The 20,880-nt window shown below is 73.0% G+C and carries 15 protein-coding genes; 8 read left to right on the top strand and 7 right to left on the bottom strand.

What is annotated here, in order from left to right:
* Positions 1 to 228: 228 nt before the first annotated feature.
* Both ACH4PY_RS05695 and ACH4PY_RS05700 read right to left on the bottom strand, forming a co-directional pair.
* A complete protein-coding gene (locus ACH4PY_RS05695) occupies positions 229 to 2,433 on the bottom strand; it encodes a tetratricopeptide repeat protein (RefSeq protein WP_398176304.1) in 2,205 nt (734 codons plus the stop codon).
* A 248-nt stretch (positions 2,434 to 2,681) separates the two neighbouring features.
* Positions 2,682 to 3,956, bottom strand: a complete 1,275-nt coding sequence (locus ACH4PY_RS05700) for a DGQHR domain-containing protein (protein ID WP_398176306.1) — start codon at positions 3,954 to 3,956, stop codon at positions 2,682 to 2,684.
* A 466-nt stretch (positions 3,957 to 4,422) separates the two neighbouring features.
* Here ACH4PY_RS05700 and ACH4PY_RS05705 point away from each other — a divergent pair, with 466 nt between their 5' ends.
* Positions 4,423 to 5,667 carry a glycosyltransferase family 4 protein gene (locus tag ACH4PY_RS05705; protein ID WP_398176308.1) on the top strand — a complete coding sequence of 415 codons (1,245 nt, stop codon included), beginning with the start codon at positions 4,423 to 4,425 and terminating at the stop codon, positions 5,665 to 5,667.
* Between the two features lie 43 nt (positions 5,668 to 5,710).
* Here ACH4PY_RS05705 and ACH4PY_RS05710 read toward each other — a convergent pair whose 3' ends face one another.
* Entirely contained in the window at positions 5,711 to 6,307 is a 597-nt protein-coding gene (locus tag ACH4PY_RS05710; protein WP_398176310.1) for a TetR/AcrR family transcriptional regulator, read from the bottom strand.
* Positions 6,308 to 6,322: 15 nt separating this feature from the next.
* Here ACH4PY_RS05710 and ACH4PY_RS05715 point away from each other — a divergent pair, with 15 nt between their 5' ends.
* Positions 6,323 to 7,135, top strand: a complete 813-nt coding sequence (locus ACH4PY_RS05715; protein ID WP_398176312.1) for an alpha/beta hydrolase — start codon at positions 6,323 to 6,325, stop codon at positions 7,133 to 7,135.
* Between the two features lie 45 nt (positions 7,136 to 7,180).
* Here the strand turns inward: ACH4PY_RS05715 and ACH4PY_RS05720 are convergent, their stop codons facing one another.
* The gene (locus ACH4PY_RS05720; protein ID WP_398176314.1) at positions 7,181 to 7,801 is read right to left on the bottom strand and encodes a TetR family transcriptional regulator; all 621 of its coding nucleotides are present in this window, start codon (positions 7,799 to 7,801) and stop codon (positions 7,181 to 7,183) included.
* 77 nt (positions 7,802 to 7,878) lie between these two features.
* The gene (locus ACH4PY_RS05725; protein WP_398176316.1) at positions 7,879 to 9,612 is read right to left on the bottom strand and encodes an MFS transporter; all 1,734 of its coding nucleotides are present in this window, start codon (positions 9,610 to 9,612) and stop codon (positions 7,879 to 7,881) included.
* A 282-nt stretch (positions 9,613 to 9,894) separates the two neighbouring features.
* On the opposite strand from ACH4PY_RS05725, the gene ACH4PY_RS05730 reads away from it, so the two are divergent.
* From ACH4PY_RS05730 to pcaB, 5 genes are all read left to right on the top strand, one after another.
* Positions 9,895 to 11,754 carry an LCP family protein gene (locus ACH4PY_RS05730; protein WP_398176318.1) on the top strand — a complete coding sequence of 620 codons (1,860 nt, stop codon included), beginning with the start codon at positions 9,895 to 9,897 and terminating at the stop codon, positions 11,752 to 11,754.
* 109 nt (positions 11,755 to 11,863) lie between these two features.
* A complete protein-coding gene (locus ACH4PY_RS05735) occupies positions 11,864 to 12,028 on the top strand; it encodes a hypothetical protein (protein WP_398176320.1) in 165 nt (54 codons plus the stop codon).
* A 242-nt stretch (positions 12,029 to 12,270) separates the two neighbouring features.
* The gene (locus ACH4PY_RS05740; RefSeq protein WP_398176322.1) at positions 12,271 to 12,606 is read left to right on the top strand and encodes a hypothetical protein; all 336 of its coding nucleotides are present in this window, start codon (positions 12,271 to 12,273) and stop codon (positions 12,604 to 12,606) included.
* 565 nt (positions 12,607 to 13,171) lie between these two features.
* A complete protein-coding gene (locus ACH4PY_RS05745; RefSeq protein WP_398176324.1) occupies positions 13,172 to 15,160 on the top strand; it encodes an FAD/NAD(P)-binding protein in 1,989 nt (662 codons plus the stop codon).
* A 19-nt stretch (positions 15,161 to 15,179) separates the two neighbouring features.
* Positions 15,180 to 16,571 (top strand): 3-carboxy-cis,cis-muconate cycloisomerase, encoded by a 1,392-nt coding sequence (pcaB, locus tag ACH4PY_RS05750; RefSeq protein WP_398176326.1) that lies wholly within the window; start codon positions 15,180 to 15,182, stop codon positions 16,569 to 16,571.
* A 115-nt stretch (positions 16,572 to 16,686) separates the two neighbouring features.
* Here pcaB and ACH4PY_RS05755 read toward each other — a convergent pair whose 3' ends face one another.
* Entirely contained in the window at positions 16,687 to 18,096 is a 1,410-nt protein-coding gene (locus tag ACH4PY_RS05755; RefSeq protein WP_398176328.1) for a collagen-binding domain-containing protein, read from the bottom strand.
* Between the two features lie 232 nt (positions 18,097 to 18,328).
* Positions 18,329 to 19,318: an AraC family transcriptional regulator gene (locus ACH4PY_RS05760; RefSeq protein ID WP_398176330.1), complete on the bottom strand. Its 990-nt coding sequence runs from the start codon at positions 19,316 to 19,318 to the stop codon at positions 18,329 to 18,331.
* Positions 19,319 to 19,588: 270 nt separating this feature from the next.
* On the opposite strand from ACH4PY_RS05760, the gene ACH4PY_RS05765 reads away from it, so the two are divergent.
* On the top strand, positions 19,589 to 20,854 hold the full coding sequence (locus ACH4PY_RS05765; RefSeq protein WP_398176332.1) for an MFS transporter: 1,266 nt from the start codon (positions 19,589 to 19,591) through the stop codon (positions 20,852 to 20,854).
* Positions 20,855 to 20,880 lie beyond the last annotated feature (26 nt).

Consider the following 20,880-nt stretch of genomic DNA (forward strand, 5'->3'; position numbering starts at 1 on the left):
ATCGGAGGCAGCGCGCCCGCCAGTTCGAGCAGGCGGCTTCTGAGCTTGACCCGTACCGCCGCGGCGCCGTCATCGTCGGTGATTCCCGCGACGTGGCGGAGCGTGGGACCGGTCCGTTCCACAGCGCGGGGATCGTCGATGCCGAGGCCTCTGCGGAGGGACTTGAGTTCCGCCTGCACCTCCGTGACCGTGGGCAGTGGCGCCGGGCCGGGACGGTGCTCCGTCCCGTCATGACGCAAGGCGGACACGCGCTTCCCCGAGCATGATCGGTTCGAGTCCGCCGTAGAGGGCATCGGCGTGGCTCCACAGCTCCGCCGCCTTCTCGTCCTCGCCCGCGGCGCGGTGGATGTTGCCGAGCCCGGTCAGCGCGCGGGCCTGCTCGTACCGGCTGGCGCACCGGCCGGCCAGCGCCAGCGCCTCGTCGTAGCAGGCACGGGCGGCGGGATGGTCGCCCTCCCGGAAATGCGCCCAGGCGGCGCAGTTCACGGACATCACCGCGTCCAGCTCCAGGCCCAGCGCCTGGAACTCGGCGCGGGCTTCCTGCGCGTGCCGTACCGCAGCCGGTCCCATTCCCAGCTCCGCCTCCAGAAGCGCGATGCCGCGCAGCGTGATGGCGGCGTTCCGCTTGTTCCGCATCAACCGGTAGTACCTCAGCGCCGTACGGAGCCCGTCCATGGACGCCTCGTGGTTGCCCAGGTAGAGCTCGGTCCAGGCCAGATTGGAGATGGCGTTGACGATGCCGTGGTCGTCGCCCAGCTCCTGGTACACGGAGAGCGACTGCTTGAAGCAGTCGACCGCGACGGTCAGATCACCGCGGTCCGAGTGGGCGACGCCGAGGTTGCTCAGGCTCATCGCCAGCCACGCGCGCGCACCGGCCGCCCGCGCGCACTCGATGGCCCGGCGGTGGCTCTCCACCCACGGCCCCCACCGTTTGGTGAGAAAGAAGAAGTCCCGCATGGCGAAGGCGAGCTGCCAGCACAGGGAGGAGAGCCCGCTGTCCGCGGCGCAGTGGCACAGCGCCACCAGACTGGGCCACTCCCTCTCGAACCAGGCCAGGGCCGTCACCCGGTCGTCGAACGGTACCGCTGCTCTGCCGAAGTCATCGAGGATGACTGGCGGCCGGTAGCGCTGGGGGGTCAGCAGCTTGTCGGCCGCCACCGCGAAGTGCAGTCCGTGTTCCAGCACCCGCCGGACGGCGTCCCGGCGCTCCTCCAACGGAATCTGCGGCAGGAGAACGAGCGCGGAGAACTCGCGGACGAGGCTGTGCATGCTGACGCGGAACGACGACTCGTAGTCCACGAGATGTACGTCGGCGAGCCCGTCCACGAGAAGGGACGCCCGGAAGCGGTCGACGTCCGCCAACGCCGCGATGCTGTAGAGGTCCGGGGTGGTCCCGGGATACAGGGCCAGCAGTGCGAGGACGCGGCGCTGCTCGGCGGTCAGTTCCTCGCATGTCACCGTCAGGGCCGCGGCCACACTGCGGTCCCCGTCGTCGAGGAGCTCGAGCCGGTGCGTGGCGTACGAGAGCCGTTCCGCGAGCTCCCCCACGGTGGCCATCGGCCCTCTGCGGAGCCGAGCGGCTGCGATGCGTACCGCGAGCGGCAACCTTCCGCAACTGTCGACGACCGCGCGCACGGCGCTGTCCGGCGCAAGCGCGGCACCTTCTCCGCCGACCGCGCGGAATACCGCTTCTGCGCCTGGACCGTCGAGGATGCCGACCGGCACGTGGACAGCCTCGTCGAGAGCGCTCAGCCGCTTCCGGCTCGTGACGACGATCTTGCATCCCGGCTCGGACGACAGCAACGGAAGGACGTCGGCCGCGCGTCGGACATCGTCGAGAACGAGGAGAATTCGCTTGCCCGCAAGGCGGCTGCGCCACAAGCCGGCCATCGCGTCCAGCCGTGACGGAATCTTGCTTTCGGTTACGCGAAGATGGCGGAGCAGTGCGTCCAGGATGTCCCGCGTTCCTCCTGGGGATTGCTCCCCGAGATCGAAGAAGAAGCATCCGTCGGGGAAATCAGCCGCGACGTGCCAGGCGGCGCAGAGCGCCATGGTCGTCTTACCGGTGCCCGGAAATCCACTGATCACGCAGAGCTGGTCCGTGGAGACGCCCGTAAGGAACTGCGTGATATGGTCCAGCTCTTTCGGCCGCCCGTAGCAGTGATGGGGCCTTGGCGGAAGCGTGAGGAGATTTTCTCCGTCCGGCCGTCCCTCCGATTCGGCAACTTCAGTCCGTGCGAGCGCCGCCAGCCTGCCGTCGGCGTCCAGAACCTGGTCGCAGATTTCGGCAAATTCGCTGCTCGCAGGCGTCAAACCCCTCTCCACCATGCTGAGATGGCTCCTGCTCCAGGCGATTTTGCGAGCGAATTCATTCAGTCCGATTCCCTGTTCTTTGCGCGTCCTGCGGAGTTCGCTGCCGAAACCATGCTCCATCTTCCACGACTCCAACGATCTTTGCGGTGGCGTTCAGCCGACGGTCGGGTACGAGGGCGATGGGCGAATGCCTGGGGCTCGTCAGAGACTGCCGCCCTCGTGGGAGGCAGCGTTGCACAGACCGGGGTAGCTTGTAAGGTGTTCTCTGTTCGCAGAAAAAATAAAAACAGAGAACACCTGGGAAACAATTCCGGGTGCCTGCGTACGGGCGCACAGTTGCTACCCGGAGGAAGGAAGCGCGCCGACTGTCATACGACGATGGCGCTGTTCGTCTTCGAGATGAGTCCGCGGATCATGCCCACGAGACGGTCGGTTCCGTAGCGGCCGGTGTACTGGGAGGCGAGCGACGCGGAGCGCCAGAAATCGGATCCGTCGACCTGGTACTCCACGCCGGTGTCGGGGTCGATCATGATGCCGGAGAGCTTCGGCAGGTCGGCCAGCAGGTTCTCGTACTGCAGTGCGTCGGAGAGTCGCGTACCGCGTTGGATCACGATGGGCAGGCAGTCGGCCAGTACGCGGTGCATCGTGTTCACGCCCGTGGCTTTCAGGAGTACCCAGTCCCCGGGCTGCTCGGTCGGATCGAACGGCGTAGGCAGCAGGCGGGCGATCGCTTCCCAGAACGAGTCGATGATCAGCGCCCACTCATGCGGGTTGAGGTCCCGCGGCATCTGGGCCGTCTGCAGGGGCTTCAGGCTGCTGATGAACTGGGAGACCGCGATGGACGTGTCCTTGGAGATCTTCTCGTTGGGCTTGCGGATACGGGTGAGCCACGGACTCCTCTTGCTCACCAGCGCGTCGTAGATTGCGGCACCCGCGAGAAGGCTGCCCCTGTTCTTGCGCTCGCTGAGATACTCCGCCTCGTGGCTGTCCTGCCGCGCCATCCGAAGCAGCAGTTCGGCGGTCAGGTCCGTGGGGACGTTTTTTGCTTCGCGGTTGATGTAGTAGAACTGCTTGATCTCCTCGGTGCGTTCGAATCCGAGCATGAGCTTGACGGGAACGGGGAAATCCTCCCCGAGCCGCTTCCGGTCGATCAGCATGCGGATAGCACCGCTGCGGTGCTGCCCGTCCACGAGCCACATGACGATCTCCTCACCGAGCGTGATCGTCCCCGTCGCCGTCGCACTGCCACCATCAGCTAGCGCCGACATGACGTTCTCACGGTCTTCGGCGGAAGCGAACGTGAGGGTGACGCCCGCGGGCAGGCCGAGCCCCAGGTCGTCGACGGGCTCCCCGTCCTCTGCCGGGCGGATATTGGCGATGATCGGATTCGGCATCAAGCCGTGGCGGTCCTGGAAGACCCTGCCCTGACGCTTCTCCTCGCCTTCGCCGTAGAAGGAGGCTGCCTGGGCCATACGGCTCACGGCCCCGCGTCGCTGGTATCCATTGGCGGGGTCGTTTCCCCGTTCCGGATCGTAGGCGTCGATGTTCGTCGCGGTGCGCAGTTGTGCGGGGGTGAGGGTGGTCGACGCCATGGCCCTTCCGCGCTGTACCTCGATCAGCGCCGGGCTTTCGATCTCTGTCATGTCCGGCTCTCCCCTGGGAATGGCTGGATCTGTTGTACGCAAGTTGTTGAGCTGACTCTGCCAGGCGGATGTCGTCAGGCTCTGACGGTCGACGAAACTGTCGACGATATGAGAAATAGTTTTTCATTCAGCAGGATTTGCGTCGCTGCGTGACTGCTCGGTGATCGAAATACTTCGGGCGCCGGCAGGCGGCGTGGCGATCGGGACCCGCGGGTGGCGGGCGCTCGGCGATCCACACGTCGTGTCCCGGTGGCGCGAGGCACTGCGGTCGGGGAAGGAGGTACTGGAGCGGTTGGAGCAGGAGGACGGTTGGCGTTCAGCTAGTTTTTTTCATAGGTTCTCCATGGGTTCCGGGACGAGTCACCCATGAGGTTGTCCATCGGCTCCGGGAAGTGCTGAGCGCGCGCCCGCTGAGGGGCAGTCCGGGGCCGGTCCGAGCGGAGCGAGGTGTGGGGGAGCGGCAGGCGTGAAGATCACGTTCTTGATTCATGACCTTTACGGGCTCGGCGGGACCAACCGGACGACGCTCAACCTCGCCGCCGCGTTCGCCGAGCGGCACACCGTGACGATCGTGTCCGTGCGGCGGCACCGCACGGAGCCGGAGTTCGAGATAGACCCGCGCCTGACGGTCGTGCCGCTGGTGGACGCGCGGGCCGGGTCCGACGACCGGGCCGACCCGCTGACGGCGGAGCCTTCGACGGCCTTCCCGCAGGCCGAGAAGCGGCTGCACCAGTACAGCCGGCTCATCGACCGCCGGGTCGAGGAGTACCTGCGCGACTGTGACGCCGACGTCGTCATCGGCACCCGGCCCGGCCTCAACGTCTACCTCGCGCGCTTCGGCCGGCCCACGGCCCTGCGGATCGCGCAGGAGCACCTGACGTTCGAGAGCCACGGCGGCAGGCTGCGCGCGCAGCTCGCCCGGTTCTACCGGCGGCTGGACGCCCTGGTCACCATCACCGAGGCGGACGCAGCGGTCTACCGGGCGCGTATGAGCCTGCCCGGCCTGCGCGTGCTGGCGATCCCGAACTCCGTGCCCGACATCGGTGTCCCGCCCGCGGACGGCACCGCCAAGATCATCGCCGCCGCCGGGCGGCTGGCCCGCGGCAAGCGGTACGACCTGCTCATCGACGCGTTCGGCGACGTCGCCGCCAAGTACCCGGACTGGACGCTGCGGATCTACGGCGTCGGCCCGGAGAAGGCGGCGATCCAGCAGATCATCGACGACCGCGGGCTGAGCGGCCGGGCGGTGCTGATGGGGGTCGTCTCGCCGATCGAGGGGGAGTTCGCGAAGGCGTCGATCGTGGCGTCCGCCTCGGAGGCGGAGTCCTTCGGCATGACGCTCGTCGAGGCGATGCGCTGCGGTCTGCCGGTGGTCTCGACCGACTGCCCGCTCGGCCCCGCCGAGATCATCACCGACGGGACCGACGGCCGTCTGGTGCCCGTGGGCGACCGGGACGCGCTGGCCGCCGCGCTGCTGGAGCTCGTCGCCGACGAGTCCGCCCGGCGCCGGATGGGCCGGGCCGCGCTCGAATCCGCGCACCGCTACGACCCCGAGCGCATCGTCGCCGCGTACGAGGCCCTCTTCGCCGACCTCGACGCCTCGCGCCGCTCGCGCGCCTTCGCCCGGCAGACCGCCCGCGTCCGCCACTCGGTGACCCGTACCCCCGCCGCCGCCCTGCGCCGGGCGGCCCGGCGGCTGCGCCGCGGCTGACCCGCCACCGCGGGCCCCGGCACCTGAGCGGGGCCCGCCGCTCTCAGGCGAATCCCCGCTCCAGCGCGTCCAGCGCCGCCCCCGCCGCCGCCCGGACGTCCGCCCCGACGCGCTCCGGCGGGTGGTCCGCGACCAGGCCGGACTGGGCGACGTCCTGCCGCAGCGCCAGCGTGCCCGCCGCCAGCGCACCCCACGCGCGCGAGCCCACCGCCTCGGCGAGCGGGTGCGACCACCCCTGGGTGAGGGCGGCCCGGCGTACGGTCAGGGCGGGCGAGTCGCGCTCGCAGCGCGCCCACACCCGCATCGCCTCCCACGTCGCCGCGTCGACCGTGTCCCAGCGGCAGGGCCCGGCGAGGAGCGGGCCGTCGAGGACGAGCGGGCGCAGTGCCGCGGTGGCGGCGGCGGGGGTGAGGCCGCGGACCGTCGTGACGAGGTGGTCGAGGACGGCGGGCTCGGTGTCGAAGAACAGCTCGTCCTTCGCGCCGAAGTAGTTCGTCACGGTCTTGACGGACACCCCGGCGGCCGCCGCGACCTGCGCGAGCGTGACGTTCTCGAAGCCCTGCCGTTCGAACAGCCGGGTCGCATGGTCCGAGATCCGCTGCCGGGTCTCCGCCTGCTTGCGCTCCCTCAAACCTGCCATGGTAGAAATATTATCATGATGGAAACTTTCGAGACCGCGCTGGTCTCAGGCTCCTTCCATGCCGCCTCCGCGGACCGTACGGTCGACTACCGCGTCCTGCTCCCCGCCGACCGCGCCCCCGGCGAGCGGCTGCCGCTCGTGCTCCACCTGCACGGGGCGAGGTCCTCGGCGGCGTCCCTGGAGCTGCTGCGGCCCCTCTACGACGCGGCGGTCGGCCGCGGCGACCTCCCGCGCGCGGTCGTCGCGTGCGTGAGCACCCCGACGCAGGGCGGCTTCTACATCGACGGGCCCGGCGGGCGCTGGGAGTCGGTCGTCGCCGCGGACTTCCCCGCCCATCTCGCCGCGCACCTCGGGCCGCTGGGCCCGACCGCGCTCATCGGCTCGTCCATGGGCGGCTACGGCGTGCTCAAGCTCGCCTTCGCCGAACCCGAGCGCTGGGCGGCCGTCGCCGCGCTCTCGCCCGTCGTCTTCCCCGGCGAGACGCCGGACGGCGTCCCGGCCCGCGCCCTGCCCTCGCTGCTCGGCGAGCTGCACGCGGCGATGTCGCTGGGCAGCGGCGACCGCGCCGTCTACACGGCCAACAGCGTCCACGGACGGGCCCGCGCGCACGCCGACCGCATCCGCGCCGCCCGGCTCCCCGTCCTCGTCGACTGCGGCGGGGCGGACGAGTTCGGCCTGCACGAAGGAGCGGAGTACCTGCACGGGGTGCTCGACACGCTCGGCGTCGCGCACACCTACCGGCTGGTGCCCGGCGCCGGGCACGTCGGCCCCGAGTCGGACGCGCGCACGGCGGACGCGATCGCCTTCGTGGGGCGGGCGCTGCGCTGAGAGCCGCCGGACCGGCGGGCGGTACGGGCGCGGTACGGGGCCGGGTCAGCCGGCCAGGTAGCCCTGGACGGCGCGTCCGATACGGCCGACGACGTCCTCCAGCGGCGCGTCGCACAGCGGCGGGATGCGGTAGACGTACCGCACGAGGGCGGCGCCGATGAGCTGCGAACCGGCGAGTTCCGCGCGCAGTTCGGCGTCGTCGCCCTCCAGCATCGCGCCGACACGTGCGATGACCTCGCCCCGTACGAAGTCGCGGAGCACCGTGGCGGCGGCCTCGTTGGAGGCGGCCGAGACGAGCATCGCCTGGAAGGGGTGGCGGCGCTCCGGGTCCTCCCAGATGCCGAAGAAGTACGCGGCGAGCGCGTGCCCGAGGCCGTCCGCGCCGCTGCCGCGGCCGCCCGCGGCCAGGACGCGTCCCACGCCCTCGTGCGGCTGCACCGCCCCGTCGAGCACCGCCTTGAACAGGCCGTCCTTGCCGCCGAAATACTGCACGATCAGCGACGGGTCGACGTCCGCGGCCCGCGCGACCGCCCGCACGCTCGTCGCCTCGTAGCCGTGCGCGAACTGCTCGCGCGCCGCCCGCAGGATGTCCCCGCGGGTGTCGGCGTCGCCCCCGCGCCGCCCCCCCTTGCGCCGGGCGGGCGGCTGGGGGGCGGAGGTGGGCACGGCGAGAAGTATAGGCGGGGCCGGTGAGGGCCTGGCGGCTCGCGGAGCCGCGGGGGCCGGTGACGGCGGCTCGGGGGTCATGCCGCCGGGAGGCTCGAGACGTCTCCGCCGCGGACCCGCGGCAGCGCCGCCACCAGCAGGAAGGAGAGGGCGAAGACGCCCACCTGCCAGCCCAGCGCCTGCTGGAGCGTGCGGCTGAAGTCGTGCCGCCGGGCCTGCGGCAGGGCCTCGGCGAGGACGGCCCGCCGGACCGCCGCCCGTACGTCCGCGGGGGCGGCCCCGGCACGGGCGTCCATACGGGCGCAGCTCGCGGGGGTGGCCGCGGGGTCGGTGGCGTGGGCGCGGTCGGTGAAGCAGGCGGTGAAGCCGGTGAGCACGTCGCGCTGCTGGTCCGCGGTGAGGTGGGCCGCGGTGAGCCGCTGGCGCAGATCCGGGGTGACGGCGTCGACCGAGCGCTGCGCGTTCCCGCCGAGCAGGCCGAAGAAGACGACACCCGCCACCGCGATGCCGAGCGCCGCGCCGACCTGCTGCGCGGTGGCCAGCACGCCCGAGGCGGATCCGGCGTCGCGCTGCGGCAGCCCCGCGGTGATGACGCCGGTGACGGGGGCGAGGAAGAGCCCGGCGCCGACGCCGGCGACGGCGAGCGAGGGCAGCAGCTGGTAGCCGTGCAGGCCGGTGCCCGCGGCGTGCAGGGTGAGCAGCACGCCGGTCATGCCGGCGACGAGCAGCGCGGTGCCGAGCGAGAGCGTCCGGGTGCCCAGGCGGCGGACGACCGCGCTGGAGCGGGCCGAGGCGAGCGCGACGAAGACGGCGAATCCGAGCGTGACCGTGCCCGCGCCGACCGCGCTGTAGCCGAAGCCCGCCTGGAGGGTGAGGATGAAGAGGAAGAAGAAGCTCGGGATCCCGGCGAAGAAGACCAGGTTGACGGCCAGTCCGACGCTGAAGGAGCGGCGGCCGAAGAGGCCGGGCCGGATCAGCGGGTCGGCGTCCGCGTGCCGTCCGAGCCGCCGCTGCTGCGCGGCGAAGGCGCCGAGCACGGGCACGCTGAGCGCGAGCAGCACCCATGCCCACACCGGCCAGCCCTGGTCGCGGCCCACCACGAGCGGCAGCACCAGCAGGAAGAGCCCGCCGGTGACGAGCGGCGCGCCCGCGAGGTCGAGGCGGCGGCCGCGGTCGCCGTACGTCTCGGGGAGGATGCGCAGCGCGCCGACGAGGGCGAGGGCGCCGATGGGCAGGTTGAGGTAGAAGATCGCGCGCCAGCCCGTACCGAGGACGTCGGCCGCGATGAGGGCGCCGCCGAGGACGGGCCCGGAGATGGTCGCCAGGCCGATCGAGGCGCCGTACGCGCCGAGCGCCTTCGGGCGGCTGCGCTCGTCGTACAGGCTCTGGATGATGGCCAGGACCTGCGGGAACATCAGGCCCGAGCACATGCCCTGCACGAGCCGCGCGACGACGAGGGTCGTGGCGTCGGGCGCCGCGCCGCACAGCGCGGAGGTGAGGACGAAGCCGAGCATCCCGATGAGGAAGAGGCGGCGCCGGCCGTGGCTGTCGCCGAGCCGGCCGCCGGTGACGAGGGTGCAGGCGAAGGTGAGGCTGTAGCCGGCCAGGACGAGCTGCACGGTGCCGAAGCCGGCGCCGAGGTCGTCCTGGATCGACGGGATCGCGACGGTGACGATCGTCGTGTCGAGCAGCTGCATGAAGACGGCCGAAAGGACCACCACCAGCGCGAGCGCGCGGTGGCCGCGCCTGGCGGCGAGCCGGGCGCCGGCGGCGGTGACTCCGTCTCCGGCGGCGGGAGTTGCGGCGGACATGAATAACTCCTCGCGTGTTGAGTTCTTTGTGCCGCGCAGAACTCTACGCCTGTTGAGTTTCTTGTCAACGGCTCGGAGGCGGCCGGTGCCGCAGGGGGGGCGGACGGGGCGCGGGCGGCGGCCCGGGCGTACGCAACGGGTGCGGTTGTGGGGGAAGTTGGGCGCGAATGATCAACCGGCCTACAACTTTCGGCCGTCCGTGACCGTCTTACCGGGCGTCGGGGGACTGTCCCGCCCGGCTGCGCCACGGGCGAACGCCCATGACATGGGGGATGGTTACGGATGTACGGCGACACGACGGAGGGCGGCGGCGGCCCCTGGCCGGACGGCGGTACGGGCGCGGGTCCCGGACACGGTTACGGCCCCGGTCCCGGTCCTGGCGCGGACACCGGTTACTCCGGCCGTCCCGGGCACCCCGGCCGCCCCGACCCCTCCGGCTACCCCGGCTATTCCGGTCACCCCGGTGTCCCCGGCCCGCGTCACCCCGAGCCCGACCCGGAGCCGGAGCCGGAGCCTGAGTCCGGAGGCGGCGGCCCCCACGACGGCGACGGGCCGCAGCCCGGCGTCACCCCGCAGCCCGGCGGCGGCCACCGCCGGGGCGGCGCCCGTGGCCGGAAGAAGCCGGTCAGCCGTCGCCGTAAGGTCCTCAAGTGGACCGCCATCGGCACCTGCGTCGTCGTCCTCGGCACCGCGGGCGCCGCGTTCGGCTACTACGAGTACCTCGCCGGCAAGATCCAGAAGGGCGAGCGCGTCAGCGGCAAGAGCACCGTCCAGAAGGCGAAGGCCAACGCCGACGGCACGAGCGCGATGAACATCCTCATCATCGGCTCCGACAACCGCGACGACCCCGAGGACGCCAAGCTCGGCGGCGCGAAGGACGCCAAGGGCGAGCGCGCGGACGTCATCATGATCGCCCACCTGTCCGCGGACCGCAGCAACATGTCGGTCGTGAGCATCCCGCGCGACACCCGGGTGCAGATACCGGAGTGCACCGACCCCAAGACGCACCACGTGTACGCGCCGACGGAGGACATCATCAACGCCTCCCTCACCCGCGGCGGCGCGGGCTGCACGCTCGCGACCGTGCAGAACCTCACCAAGGTCTACATCGACCACTGGATGATGATCCGCTTCCACGGCGTGGTGGACATGGCCCGCGTCGTCGGCGGAGTGGACGTCTGCGTGGAGAAGCCCGTCTACGACCACCCGACGCCGAGCGCGCCCGGCAGCTCCCACCTGCTGCTGAAGAAGGCCGGCAAGCAGACCATCACCGACCCGAAGATGGCGCTCGCCTGGCTGCGCGCCCGGCACCCCTTCATGGACGACGCGGGCCGCGCCAAGGCCCAGCACATGTACATGAACTCGCTCATCCGCAAGCTGCGCGGCGAGAACCTCTTCGGCAACCCGGCCAAGCTCAACGACATCGCCACGACGGCGATGTCGGCCTTCGTCGTCTCCGAGGAGATCGGTACCCCGAAGAAGCTGTACGACCTGGGGATGCAGCTCAAGACCGTGCCGCCGGACCGCATCTCGATGGCGACGATGCCGCACGACGCCGACCCCGAGGCCCCCAAGGCCCACTACATCCCGTCCAAGGATGCCGAGACCGTCTGGGCGATGCTGCGCAACGACACCGAGATGGACCCCAACGGCAAGCCCAAGTCCACCGCCTCGCCGACGACTTCGCCCAAGCCCTCGGGTCCGCCCGCGGCCGCCCCGGCGACCGTCGCCGTCTCGGTCGTCAACGGCACGGCGGGCAACGCGACCGGTCAGGCCGTCCCGGGCCGCGCGGGCGACATCGCCGACGCGCTCAAGGCGGCGGGTTACACGCAGGCGGACTACGACAAGCACGCCGCGCCCAGCCCCGCCACGACCGTCGTCTACCCGACGAGCGGCGGCGCGCAGGCGAAGGCCGACGCGACGGCGGTCGCGAGCGCCCTCAAGATCCCGGTGAGCGGAGTGCGGGCGTCCGCCGACGCCGAGCACATCACCCTCACGGTCGGCGCGGACTGGCGCACCGGCACCGACTACGCGAAGACCGCCCCCAAGGCGGGCGGCATCCCGAAGTCCGCCCAGGTGGTCAACGGCGCCGAGGAAGGCTGCATGCCGGTCTACTGGCCGTACGTCTACCACGGCAAGTAGGGCCCACGGGCCCGGCGTTCACCGCGCGCGGGCCGCGTCGCCGACCACGGGGCCGACCCGGGACAGCATCGGGTCCAGGAAGACGTCCCGGGCGGCGGAAGGACGCGAAGTGGCTGGCGTCCCCGATCAGGGCGAAGTCCTTGACGGGGGCGCTCACTTCGTCGAAGAACCGGCGCGCGGGCCCGGCAGCCCCGCACGCCATCGCGACGACCCCCTCGGCTTCGGACTCGACCGCGTCCTCGACGGTGTCCAGGCCCTCGTCGACCGGACCTAGGCGTGTCCTGGGCCCTATCCGCCGTGCGCGCCGGAGCGCGCGCCGGTCGCGCCCGTGACGGGTGTGCCTCCGCAGACTTGTTCATGGCTGAATCATCTGGGGCCGGATCCGGCCTGATGGGCGTATGGTCATTTGTCCGGTCGGCTGCGGGGGGGGCACCGGCCGTACCAGCGGCGGAGCGCCGGGGGAGGCCGCACGCGCCCGTCCGTGGAGGGGGACTCATGACAGGGGGGCGATGGGGGATGGACGACGGAAGACGGGACGAAGAAGGCCGGCTCGCCGAGGTCCTCGACGAGCTGGCCGGCCGAACCGGGCTCCCGGTGGGGGAGGCGGACGCGGACGTCGGCGGTGCCGACGACCACTGGCCGCTGTACGAGGCGGCCCTCGCCGACCCGGCCAACCACGCGCTGCTCTTCGAGGCGGTCTGGTTCGAGCCGGACCAGAACGTCGCGCTGAGCGTCGTCCTGCGTGTGCTCGGCGGGCTCCCCGAGGATGAGCAGGCACGATGGGTCGCCCAGCTCCGCTGGGAGTACGCCCGCGAATACGCTCGCCGCTCCGCACACGGGGCCCTCCGCTGACCCCCACGCGGGGTGCGCATGCCGCGCCGGGCACGCATTTCGCGGGGTGCGCATGCTGCGCGGGGCACTCGTTTTCAGGGCGCGCGTGCCGCGCTGAGCACTCGTTTTCAGGGGCGCGGGGAACTGCGCGGCCCGCCCCCACCGGCCGGTGGTCCGGATCGGACCGAAGAGACCCCTTGGGTCGGTATCCGACCCGCGCCCCGATGGGGGCTGGGGGCACCTCCCAGGCGAAGCTCTGGGGGAGCGCAGTTCCCCGCGCCCCTGAAAACGCTCGCCCGGCGCGGCAGGCGCGACCTCCCCCGCGCGGCAGCGCGAAACGTGCCCGGCGCGGGCTTCGCGCGGGTGGGGAACGGGTGCCCCGGGCGGTGGCGCGAGGGGGGCTACCAGCGCGCCAAGGGCGCGGATAGTGCGCGGCAAGGCGGCAGACCAAAGGTGGGCGTAGTCCGTAAAGTTATGCACTCACCTGGGAGAGGAGCTGGCCCGGATGACGTACTCCGGGGGCGAACCGCGGCCCGGCGGAACGGCGGGGGCGGGGGGCCCGGCGCGCGGGTTGGAGGTGTGCGTCGTGGGGGCCGGCCCGCGCGGCCTCTCACTGCTCGAACGGCTCGTCGCCCGTGAGCGGCGGCACCCGCGGTGGCAGCGGCTCACGCTGCACGTCGTGGATCCGGACCCGCCGGGCGCGGGCCGGGTGTGGCGGCTGGACCAGTCGCGGCATCTGCTCATGAACACCGTCGCGAGCCAGGTCACCGTCTTCACGGACGCGAGCGTCAGTATCGAGGGGCCGTTGGAGCGCGGCCCGAGCCTGTACGAGTGGGCGAAGGCGCTCGCCGACATCGCGGACGCGTCGGGTGCGACGGGACCGGACGACGCGGCGCTGTGCGAGGCCCGCGCGCTCGGGCCGGACACGTATCCGACGCGCGCGCTCTACGGGCAGTACCTGACGTGGGCGTTCCGGCACGTCGCCGCGGACGCCCCCGCGCACGTCCGGGTGCGGGTGCACGCGTCGCGGGCGGTCGCGCTGGACGACGGGGACGGTGCCCTCGGCCCGCACGGGCCGCAGACCGTCACGCTGGAGGACGGCACCCGGCTGACCGGGCTCGGCGCGGTGCTGCTGGCGCAGGGCCATGTGCCGGTCCATCCGACGAGCACGGAGCGGGAGTTGGCGGCGTTCGCCGACCGGCACCGGCTCACGTACGTCCCGCCCGCGAATCCGGCGGACACCGACGTGTCGGCGGTCGCGCCCGGCGAGACGGTGCTGCTGCGCGGTCTGGGGCTGGGCTTCTTCGACTACATGGCGCTCTTCACGCACGCCCGCGGCGGGGTGTTCGAGCGCAGCGGCGGCAAGCTGGTGTACCGGGCGTCGGGCAAGGAGCCGCACATGGTGGCGGGTTCGCGCCGCGGTGTGCCGTACCAGGCGCGCGGCGACAACCAGAAGGGCGCGCACGGGCGTTACACCCCGCGTCTGCTGACCGCCGAGTACGTCGCGGCGCTGCGCACCCCGGCCACCGCGCGCGAGCCGGTGCGCTTCGGCACCGGGCTGTGGGCGCTGATCGCGATGGAGGTGCAGTGCGTCTACTACGAGACGCTGCTCGCGCACCGTGACACCCCCGCGGTGGCGGCGGACTTCGCGGCCCGCTACCTGAGCGCCGCGCCCGGCGAGGACCAGCGGCGGCTGCTGGACGAGGCGGGGATCGCCCCGGCGGACCGCTGGGACTGGGAGCGGCTGGAACGCCCCTACGGAGCACCGGAGTTGCGGGACGCCGCCGCCTTCCGGGCGTGGCTGCGCGGCTATCTGGACGACGATGTGCGCAAGGCCCACGAGGGCAATGTGGACGGGCCGTTCAAGGCGGCCCTGGACATCCTGCGCGACCTGCGCAACGAGGTGCGGCTCGCGGTCGATCACGGCGGGCTCGACGCGGCCTCGCACCGCGACGAACTGGACGGCTGGTACACCCCGCTCAACGCCTATCTGTCGATCGGCCCGCCCGCCTCCCGGATCGAGGAGATGGCCGCGCTGATCGACGCCGGGATCCTGGACGTCACCGGTCCCGGCCTGCGGGTCGGCATCGCGGCGGACCCGGCGGACGGCGGCCCGTGCTTCGTGGCGACCTCCACGGAGATCCCCGACGTGCGGGTGCGGGCCACCGCGCTGATCGAGGCCCGGCTGCCGGACATCGACCTGCGCCGTACCGCCGACCCGCTGATGACGCACCTGCTGCGGACCGGCCAGTGCCGCACCTACCGCGTCCCCGGCACGGACGGCACGGACTACGAGACCGGCGGTCTCGCCGTCTCCCGCCGCCCGTGCCGCCTGCTCGACGCGCACGGCGCCGCGCACCCGCGGCGCTTCGCGTACGGGGTGCCGACGGAATCGGTGCACTGGGTGACGGCGGCGGGCATCCGCCCGGGGGTGGGCTCGGTGACGCTGGAGGAGTCCGACGACATCGCCGCGGCCGTCCTGGCGCTGCCCGAACCCGGCCTCCCGCAGGGCAGGTTGCCGGAGCCGGCCGACAGGCGCGACCGTACGGTGAAGACCGCTGGGACACCGGGATGACGGGACGAGGAGAGCGCGCATGAGCTACGGGGAGCACCAACCCGCCTGGGCCGACCTGGGGTTGCTCTCGCCGGTACGGGCCGGTACCCCCGCCGAGGCCGCGGTCGGCGACGCCGCCTGGCTCCAGGCGATGCTGGACGCCGAAGCGGCGCTGGTACGGGCGCAGGTGCGCTGCGGGACCGTGCCCGCGGCCGCCGCCGAGGCGATCACGGCGGCGGCGCGGGCCGAGCACCTGGACGTCCGCCATCTCGCGCTCGCCGCGCGGGAGACGGCCAACCCGGTCGTCGGACTGGTCGCCGCGCTCACCGCCGTGGTGGCACAAAGGGCGCCGGAGGCGGCGGAGTTCGTGCACCGCGGCTCCACCAGCCAGGACATCCTGGACACCGGTGCGATGCTGGTCGCCGCGCGGGCGCTGCGGCTGATCCGCGCGGACCTGCACACGGTCGCCGACACCCTCGCGGTGCTCGCCGCCGAGCACCGCGACACGGTGATGGCCGGCCGCACCCTCGCCCTGCACGCCGTGCCCACCACCTTCGGGCTGAAGGCCGCGGGCTGGCGGCAGTTGGTGCTGGAGGCGGCCGAGCGGATCGGCGCGGTCGCCGACCGCGGGCTGCCGGTGTCGCTGGGCGGCGCCGCGGGCACCCTCGCGGGCTACCACCAGTACGCGGGGGAGGGCGCCGAACCGGCCGCCGTGCTCGACCTGGTGGCCGCCTTCGCCGCCGAGACGGGCCTGGCCGTGCCCGCCCTGCCCTGGCACGCGCTGCGCACCCCGCTCGCCGACCTCGGCGCCGCGCTCGCGCACACCACGGGGGCGCTCGGCAAGATCGCCGCGGACGTGCTGGTGCTGGCCCGCACGGAAGTCGCCGAGGCCGCGGAGCCGGGCGGCGCGGGCCGCGGCGCGTCCTCCGCGATGCCGCACAAGCGCAACCCGGTGCTGGCCACGCTCATCCGCTCGGCGGCGATCCAAGTGCCCGCGCTCGCAGGCGTGTTGGTGTCCTGCCTGGTCACGGAGGACGAGCGGTCGGCGGGCGTCTGGCACGCCGAGTGGCAGCCGCTGCGCGAGTGCCTGCGGCTGGCGGGCGGGGCCGCGTACACCGCGGTCGAGCTGGTACGCGGCCTCACCGTCCACCCGGAGCGGATGCGCGCCAACCTCGCCGCGACCGGCGGGCAGATCGCCTCCGAGCGCGTCTCGGCGGTGCTGGCCCCGGCCCTCGGCAAGGCCGCGGCGAAGGAACTGCTGGGTGCGGCCTCGCTGCGCGCCGCCGCCGAGGGCCGTCCGCTCGCCGACGTGCTGGCCGAAGAGCCGCAGCTCCAGGGCCTGCTGGACGCGACGCAGCTGGCCTCCCTGCTGGAGCCGGCGAACTACACGGGCGCGGCTGGCCCGTTGGTGGACCAGGCGCTCAAGAGCTGATCGATGCCGGGGTCCGGTGGCGGTACCTGGCGCAGGACCTGCGGCCCGTGGCCCGCCACATGTGCGGAGCCGCGGGCCGCGCCGGTATCCCGTACGCGGTGGCGGTGTGCGGGCCTCAGCCGCCGTAGCCCTGCCCGTAGGTCGGCGGCTCGGTGCTCGGCGGGCAACTGGTGGACGGGGACGGGCTCGGCTCACCGGTGGGCGGAGCGGTGGTGGGGGGAGTCGTGGGGGGTGTGGTCGGGGGTGTGGTGGGCGGAGTCGTGGGGGGAGTCGTAGGGGGTGTGGTCGGAGGTGTGGTGGGGGGTGTGGTGGGCGGTGTGGTGGGCGGGGTCGTGGGCGGTGTGGTCGGGGGCGTCGTCGGCGGGGTTGTGGGCCCGGTGGTGGGCGGGGTGGTCGGTGGGGTCGTCGGCGGGACGGTGCCGCAGTCGATCGAGGCGTCGAAGGGGAAGTCGTGGATCTCGCCCGCGTTGACCCAGGTGCCGTCGGCGAGCTGCGGGCCCGCGGTCAGTCGGCGTACGACGATGTCGCCCTCGATGTTGGAGGCGTCGGTGTCGGTGAGGTGGGCGCGGGGGGCGAAGATCGTGCCTTCGAGGCTGTCCCCGGTGGCGAGTTCGATGTCCGTGGCGTCGGGGAAGTCCCAGAGCATGTACGGAGCCTGGTCCCCGTCGACGCCCGCGAGCGTCGGTACGTCCCACGTGTACTGTCCGCCGGTGGCCGTGGTGTCCACGACGACCAGGAAGGGCGTGTCGGCGGTCGGCTGGTCGCGGAAGGTCAGGGTGCCGATGCGGTTGAGGTCGTCACCGGTGACGTGCAGGACGTTGGTCCGCCCGGGGACGAGGCGGACGTACGCGTTCGTCCCGGCCGGGAAGCCGGTCTGCGGGTCGAGCGGGTCGCCGTTCGCGTCCTCCAGCACCACGTTGGCGTCGCACGTGGCCATCGCGTCGGCGCGGGCGCGGTAGTCGGCGAAGAGCGTCGTGAAGTCGATGAGGCCGGGCTTCGGGGCCACGGAGGCGGGCGGCTGGTCGGTGGTGAGCTGGATGCGGGGGGTGGCCCCGTAACCCGCGCCTTCGGGGACGACCTGTGTGCTGACGCTCGCGCCGTTCGCGTCCCGGTCGAGGACGTCCACCCCGGTGGGGTCGCCGATCTTGACGTAGCCGTTGTTCAGCACCTGGAGCACCCCCGCCGGGTCGCTCGCTCCTGGCAGCACACGGCCACCGACCAGCAGCGCGGTGGGCTCGGCGTCACCGTCGTCGACGAAGGTGCCGGTGGTGTGCAGCGCGACGTTGTATCCGGGGCCGAAGGACAGGTCGCCGCCGAGGGCGACCGTCCCCTCGGTCTCGGTGGTGCCGAGCAGGGCGTCGTGCTCGACGACGGTCCCGAAGCCCTGGTTGCCGACGACGGGGTTCCCGACGGCGCGGGTGGCGGCGACCGCGGCGGGAACGGAGGGCATGGCGACGAGCCCGGCGACGGCGAGACCGCACGTGCACACGGTGAGACCGGCGGTGGCGAAGAGTGGTTTGCGCATGCCCGCGACCGTAGGCAGCGCGCATCGCGAACCCTCCGGACCGGCCGGGGGCACGCCCCCCGTACATCCGATCGGCGCACCCCGCTGTGGGCCGTGCGAGTAGTCCCGGCGCCGGCCCCGGACCGGCCCGGGGGAGTCCGCGGCGGACGGGACGGGGGTCCCGGGCGGGCGGACGCTCGCCGGGCGGTACCGGCTGGTGGAGCGGCTCGGTCGCGGCTGCCGGGGCGGGGAGTCAGCGTCCCTCGGGATGGGGGAGGAGGTGGGCGGCGTGCCGGAAGTCGCGCGGGGTGACGCCGTAGGCGGCACGGAAACTGCGGCTGAAGGTCGCGTGGTCCTTGAAGCCCCAGCGCGCGGCGATCGCGTGGACGGGCACGGACTCCCGTGCGGTGTCGGCGAGTTCGCGGCGGGCGCCTTCGAGCCGCTGCTCGCGGATGTACGCGGCCACCGTCGTGCCCTGGGCCTGGAAGAGCCGGTGCAGGTGGCTGCGGGAGATGTGCCGGGCGGCGGCGACGCTGCTCGGCGTGAGGTCGCCGTCGGCGAGGTGGCCGCGGATGAAGGCCATCAGCTCCAGCGTGAGGGCGCGGGTGCGGGTCTCCGGCGGGAGGCCGTCCTCGGCGTCGAGGACGTGCGCGAACTGCGCGCTCACCAGGTCGGCGAGGACCCGCCCCAGGCGCGGGGCGTCGGCCTGCCGGTACTCGCTCGTGTGCGAGGTCACCTGGGTGAGGAACTGCGCGACCAGGGCGCCGATGCCCGTCCGCCCCGGCAGGTCGCGCCCGACGACGTCACGCACCCGGTCCCACGGCAGGCTCAGCGCGCGGCGGGGCACCTCGACCCCGATCATCTCGATCCACGGCCCGGCGCCGGCGACGCTCATCGGCACCGACGAGACGTTCATGTGGAAGTCCCCGGTCCGGAGGTCCCGTTGCGGACGGTCCGGCCACCGGGTCGACGCCTCGCCCTGCACGACGAGCGACAGGTTGACCGTCTCCGGGTCGGACTGGCGGATGCGGCGCGGGGTGCGGTGGAAGGTCAGCTGCGGGAAGTTCGCGGGCCACAGCGTCATCCCGCCGAGGTCCATCAGCCGCAGCGTCCCGCGGAAGTCGGCGGCGTAGTCGCTCGTGAGGTCCATCGGGGCGTGGGTGCTGCTCATCAGGTCGTGCCAGACGTCGAACCGGTCGGCGACCGGCACGTCCTCGCTGCGGTAGACCATCTCGTCCAGCATTCAGGATCACCCCCGACGCTCCTGCCCCAACCGGCCTCCCCGACGCTGGCGTAGCGGAGTCAACCGCATCCCCCGTGCGGGCGCCACACTCGGCGACGCTCCGGGTCCGCCGGGAGTTGCGCACCGCGCGACTTCTGGCCCGAATTCGGTTGCGGTCAGCCGGTTCGGCACGGGAACATCCGCGGGTGTTCACCACGCCCCGGGTCTCGTAGCTCGGCACCAAGCGCGACACCGCCCTTGTGCCCATGAGCGACCACGGAGCGTATCCACGTGAACACCCCTCGTCAGACCGGTCCGTTGCGTGACCGGAATCTCCCGCTGCTGCTGAGCGGCCAGATCGTCTCGTCCGTCGGCGACCAGGCGCAGGGCATGGCCCTGCCGCTCGTCGTCCTGGCCCTCACCGGCTCGGCCGCCCGCGCCGGGCTCGTCCTCGGCCTGAGCACCCTGTCCTTCCTCGTCTTCGGGCTCGTCGCCGGGGCGCTCGCCGACCGCTGCGACCGGCGCGCGCTGATGGTGTGGTGCGACGCCGGGCGCGCCCTGCTCACCGCGGGCGTCGCCGTCGCACTGTGGCGGGGCGTGCTGGGCATGCCGCAGCTGTACGCCACGGCCGTGCTGTCCGGCATGCTCACCACGCTGTTCCAGACCGCGAGCACCGCCGCGCTGCCCGCCGTCGTCGGCCCGCGGCGGCTGGCCGCCGCACTCGGCTGGTCGCAGACCGCGACGGGCGCGGTCGGTGTCCTCGGCGCGCCGCTCGCGGGCGCGCTGTACGCGGCCGGGCGCGTCGTGCCCTTCGCCGTCAACGCGGTCTCCTTCGCCGGGTCGGCGCTCGCGCTGCGGCTGCTGCGCGCGGACTTCCGGCCCGCGGCGGCGGCCTCCCCGCGGCCCGGCCGGCTCGCCGCCGACATCCGCGAGGGCCTGCGGTGGCTGTGGGACCGGCCCGTCCTCCGCTTCCTCACCCTCGTCAACGCCGCCGACAAGATCCGCTACGGCGCCGGCTACCTGCTCATCGTGACCCTCGCCCGGCAGGCGGGCGCCTCCCCGCTGTGGATCGGCGTCATCTTCGGCGGCGCCGCCGCGGGCACGATGGCCGGCGCGCTCGTCTCCCAGCGGGCCGTCCGCCGCTTCCCGCTCGGGCGGATCGCGGTCGTGATGCTGTGGTCCGAGGCGCTGATGTTCCCGCTGTACGCGCTCGCGCCCGGCCCCCTCGCCCTCGCGGCCGTCGCGGCGGCGGAATCCGTCGTGGCCCCCGTGTACATGGTGGCCATGACCACGCACCAGCTCCGTGCCACGCCGGACGCGCTGCGCGGGCGGGTGTCGGCCGCGGTCTCCACCCTCACGACGGGGGCGCTGTCCGCGGGCACGCTGGCGGGCGGCTTCCTGCTCTCCTCGCTGGGGGCGCACCCCCTGGTCTGGGCCTCCACGGCATGGCTCGCCGCGCTGGCCCTGCTGACGACGGCGCACCCCGCGGTCCGCGCGCCGGTTGCCGAGCCGCCGGGTGACCCGGCGCGGTCGCCGGACGCGGCGACCGCGTCCTGACGGACCCGACGACGCCGGGGCGGTCG

Origin of the sequence: Streptomyces sp. NPDC021224 (assembly GCF_044332905.1) — a bacterium.
GTDB lineage: Bacteria > Actinomycetota > Actinomycetes > Streptomycetales > Streptomycetaceae > Actinacidiphila.

Excerpts from the sequence above, each read along its gene's own strand:
- ACH4PY_RS05695 (WP_398176304.1), bottom strand. The coding sequence starts at position 2,433 with ATGGAGCATGGTTTCGGCAGCGAACTCCGCAGGACGCGCAAAGAACAG.
- ACH4PY_RS05700 (WP_398176306.1), bottom strand. The coding sequence starts at position 3,956 with ATGACAGAGATCGAAAGCCCGGCGCTGATCGAGGTACAGCGCGGAAGG.
- ACH4PY_RS05710 (WP_398176310.1), bottom strand. The coding sequence starts at position 6,307 with ATGGCAGGTTTGAGGGAGCGCAAGCAGGCGGAGACCCGGCAGCGGATC.
- ACH4PY_RS05715 (WP_398176312.1), top strand. The coding sequence starts at position 6,323 with ATGATGGAAACTTTCGAGACCGCGCTGGTCTCAGGCTCCTTCCATGCC.
- ACH4PY_RS05725 (WP_398176316.1), bottom strand. The coding sequence starts at position 9,612 with ATGTCCGCCGCAACTCCCGCCGCCGGAGACGGAGTCACCGCCGCCGGC.
- ACH4PY_RS05730 (WP_398176318.1), top strand. The coding sequence starts at position 9,895 with ATGTACGGCGACACGACGGAGGGCGGCGGCGGCCCCTGGCCGGACGGC.
- ACH4PY_RS05740 (WP_398176322.1), top strand. The coding sequence starts at position 12,271 with ATGGACGACGGAAGACGGGACGAAGAAGGCCGGCTCGCCGAGGTCCTC.
- pcaB (WP_398176326.1), top strand. The coding sequence starts at position 15,180 with ATGAGCTACGGGGAGCACCAACCCGCCTGGGCCGACCTGGGGTTGCTC.
- ACH4PY_RS05755 (WP_398176328.1), bottom strand. The coding sequence starts at position 18,096 with ATGCGCAAACCACTCTTCGCCACCGCCGGTCTCACCGTGTGCACGTGC.
- ACH4PY_RS05760 (WP_398176330.1), bottom strand. The coding sequence starts at position 19,318 with ATGCTGGACGAGATGGTCTACCGCAGCGAGGACGTGCCGGTCGCCGAC.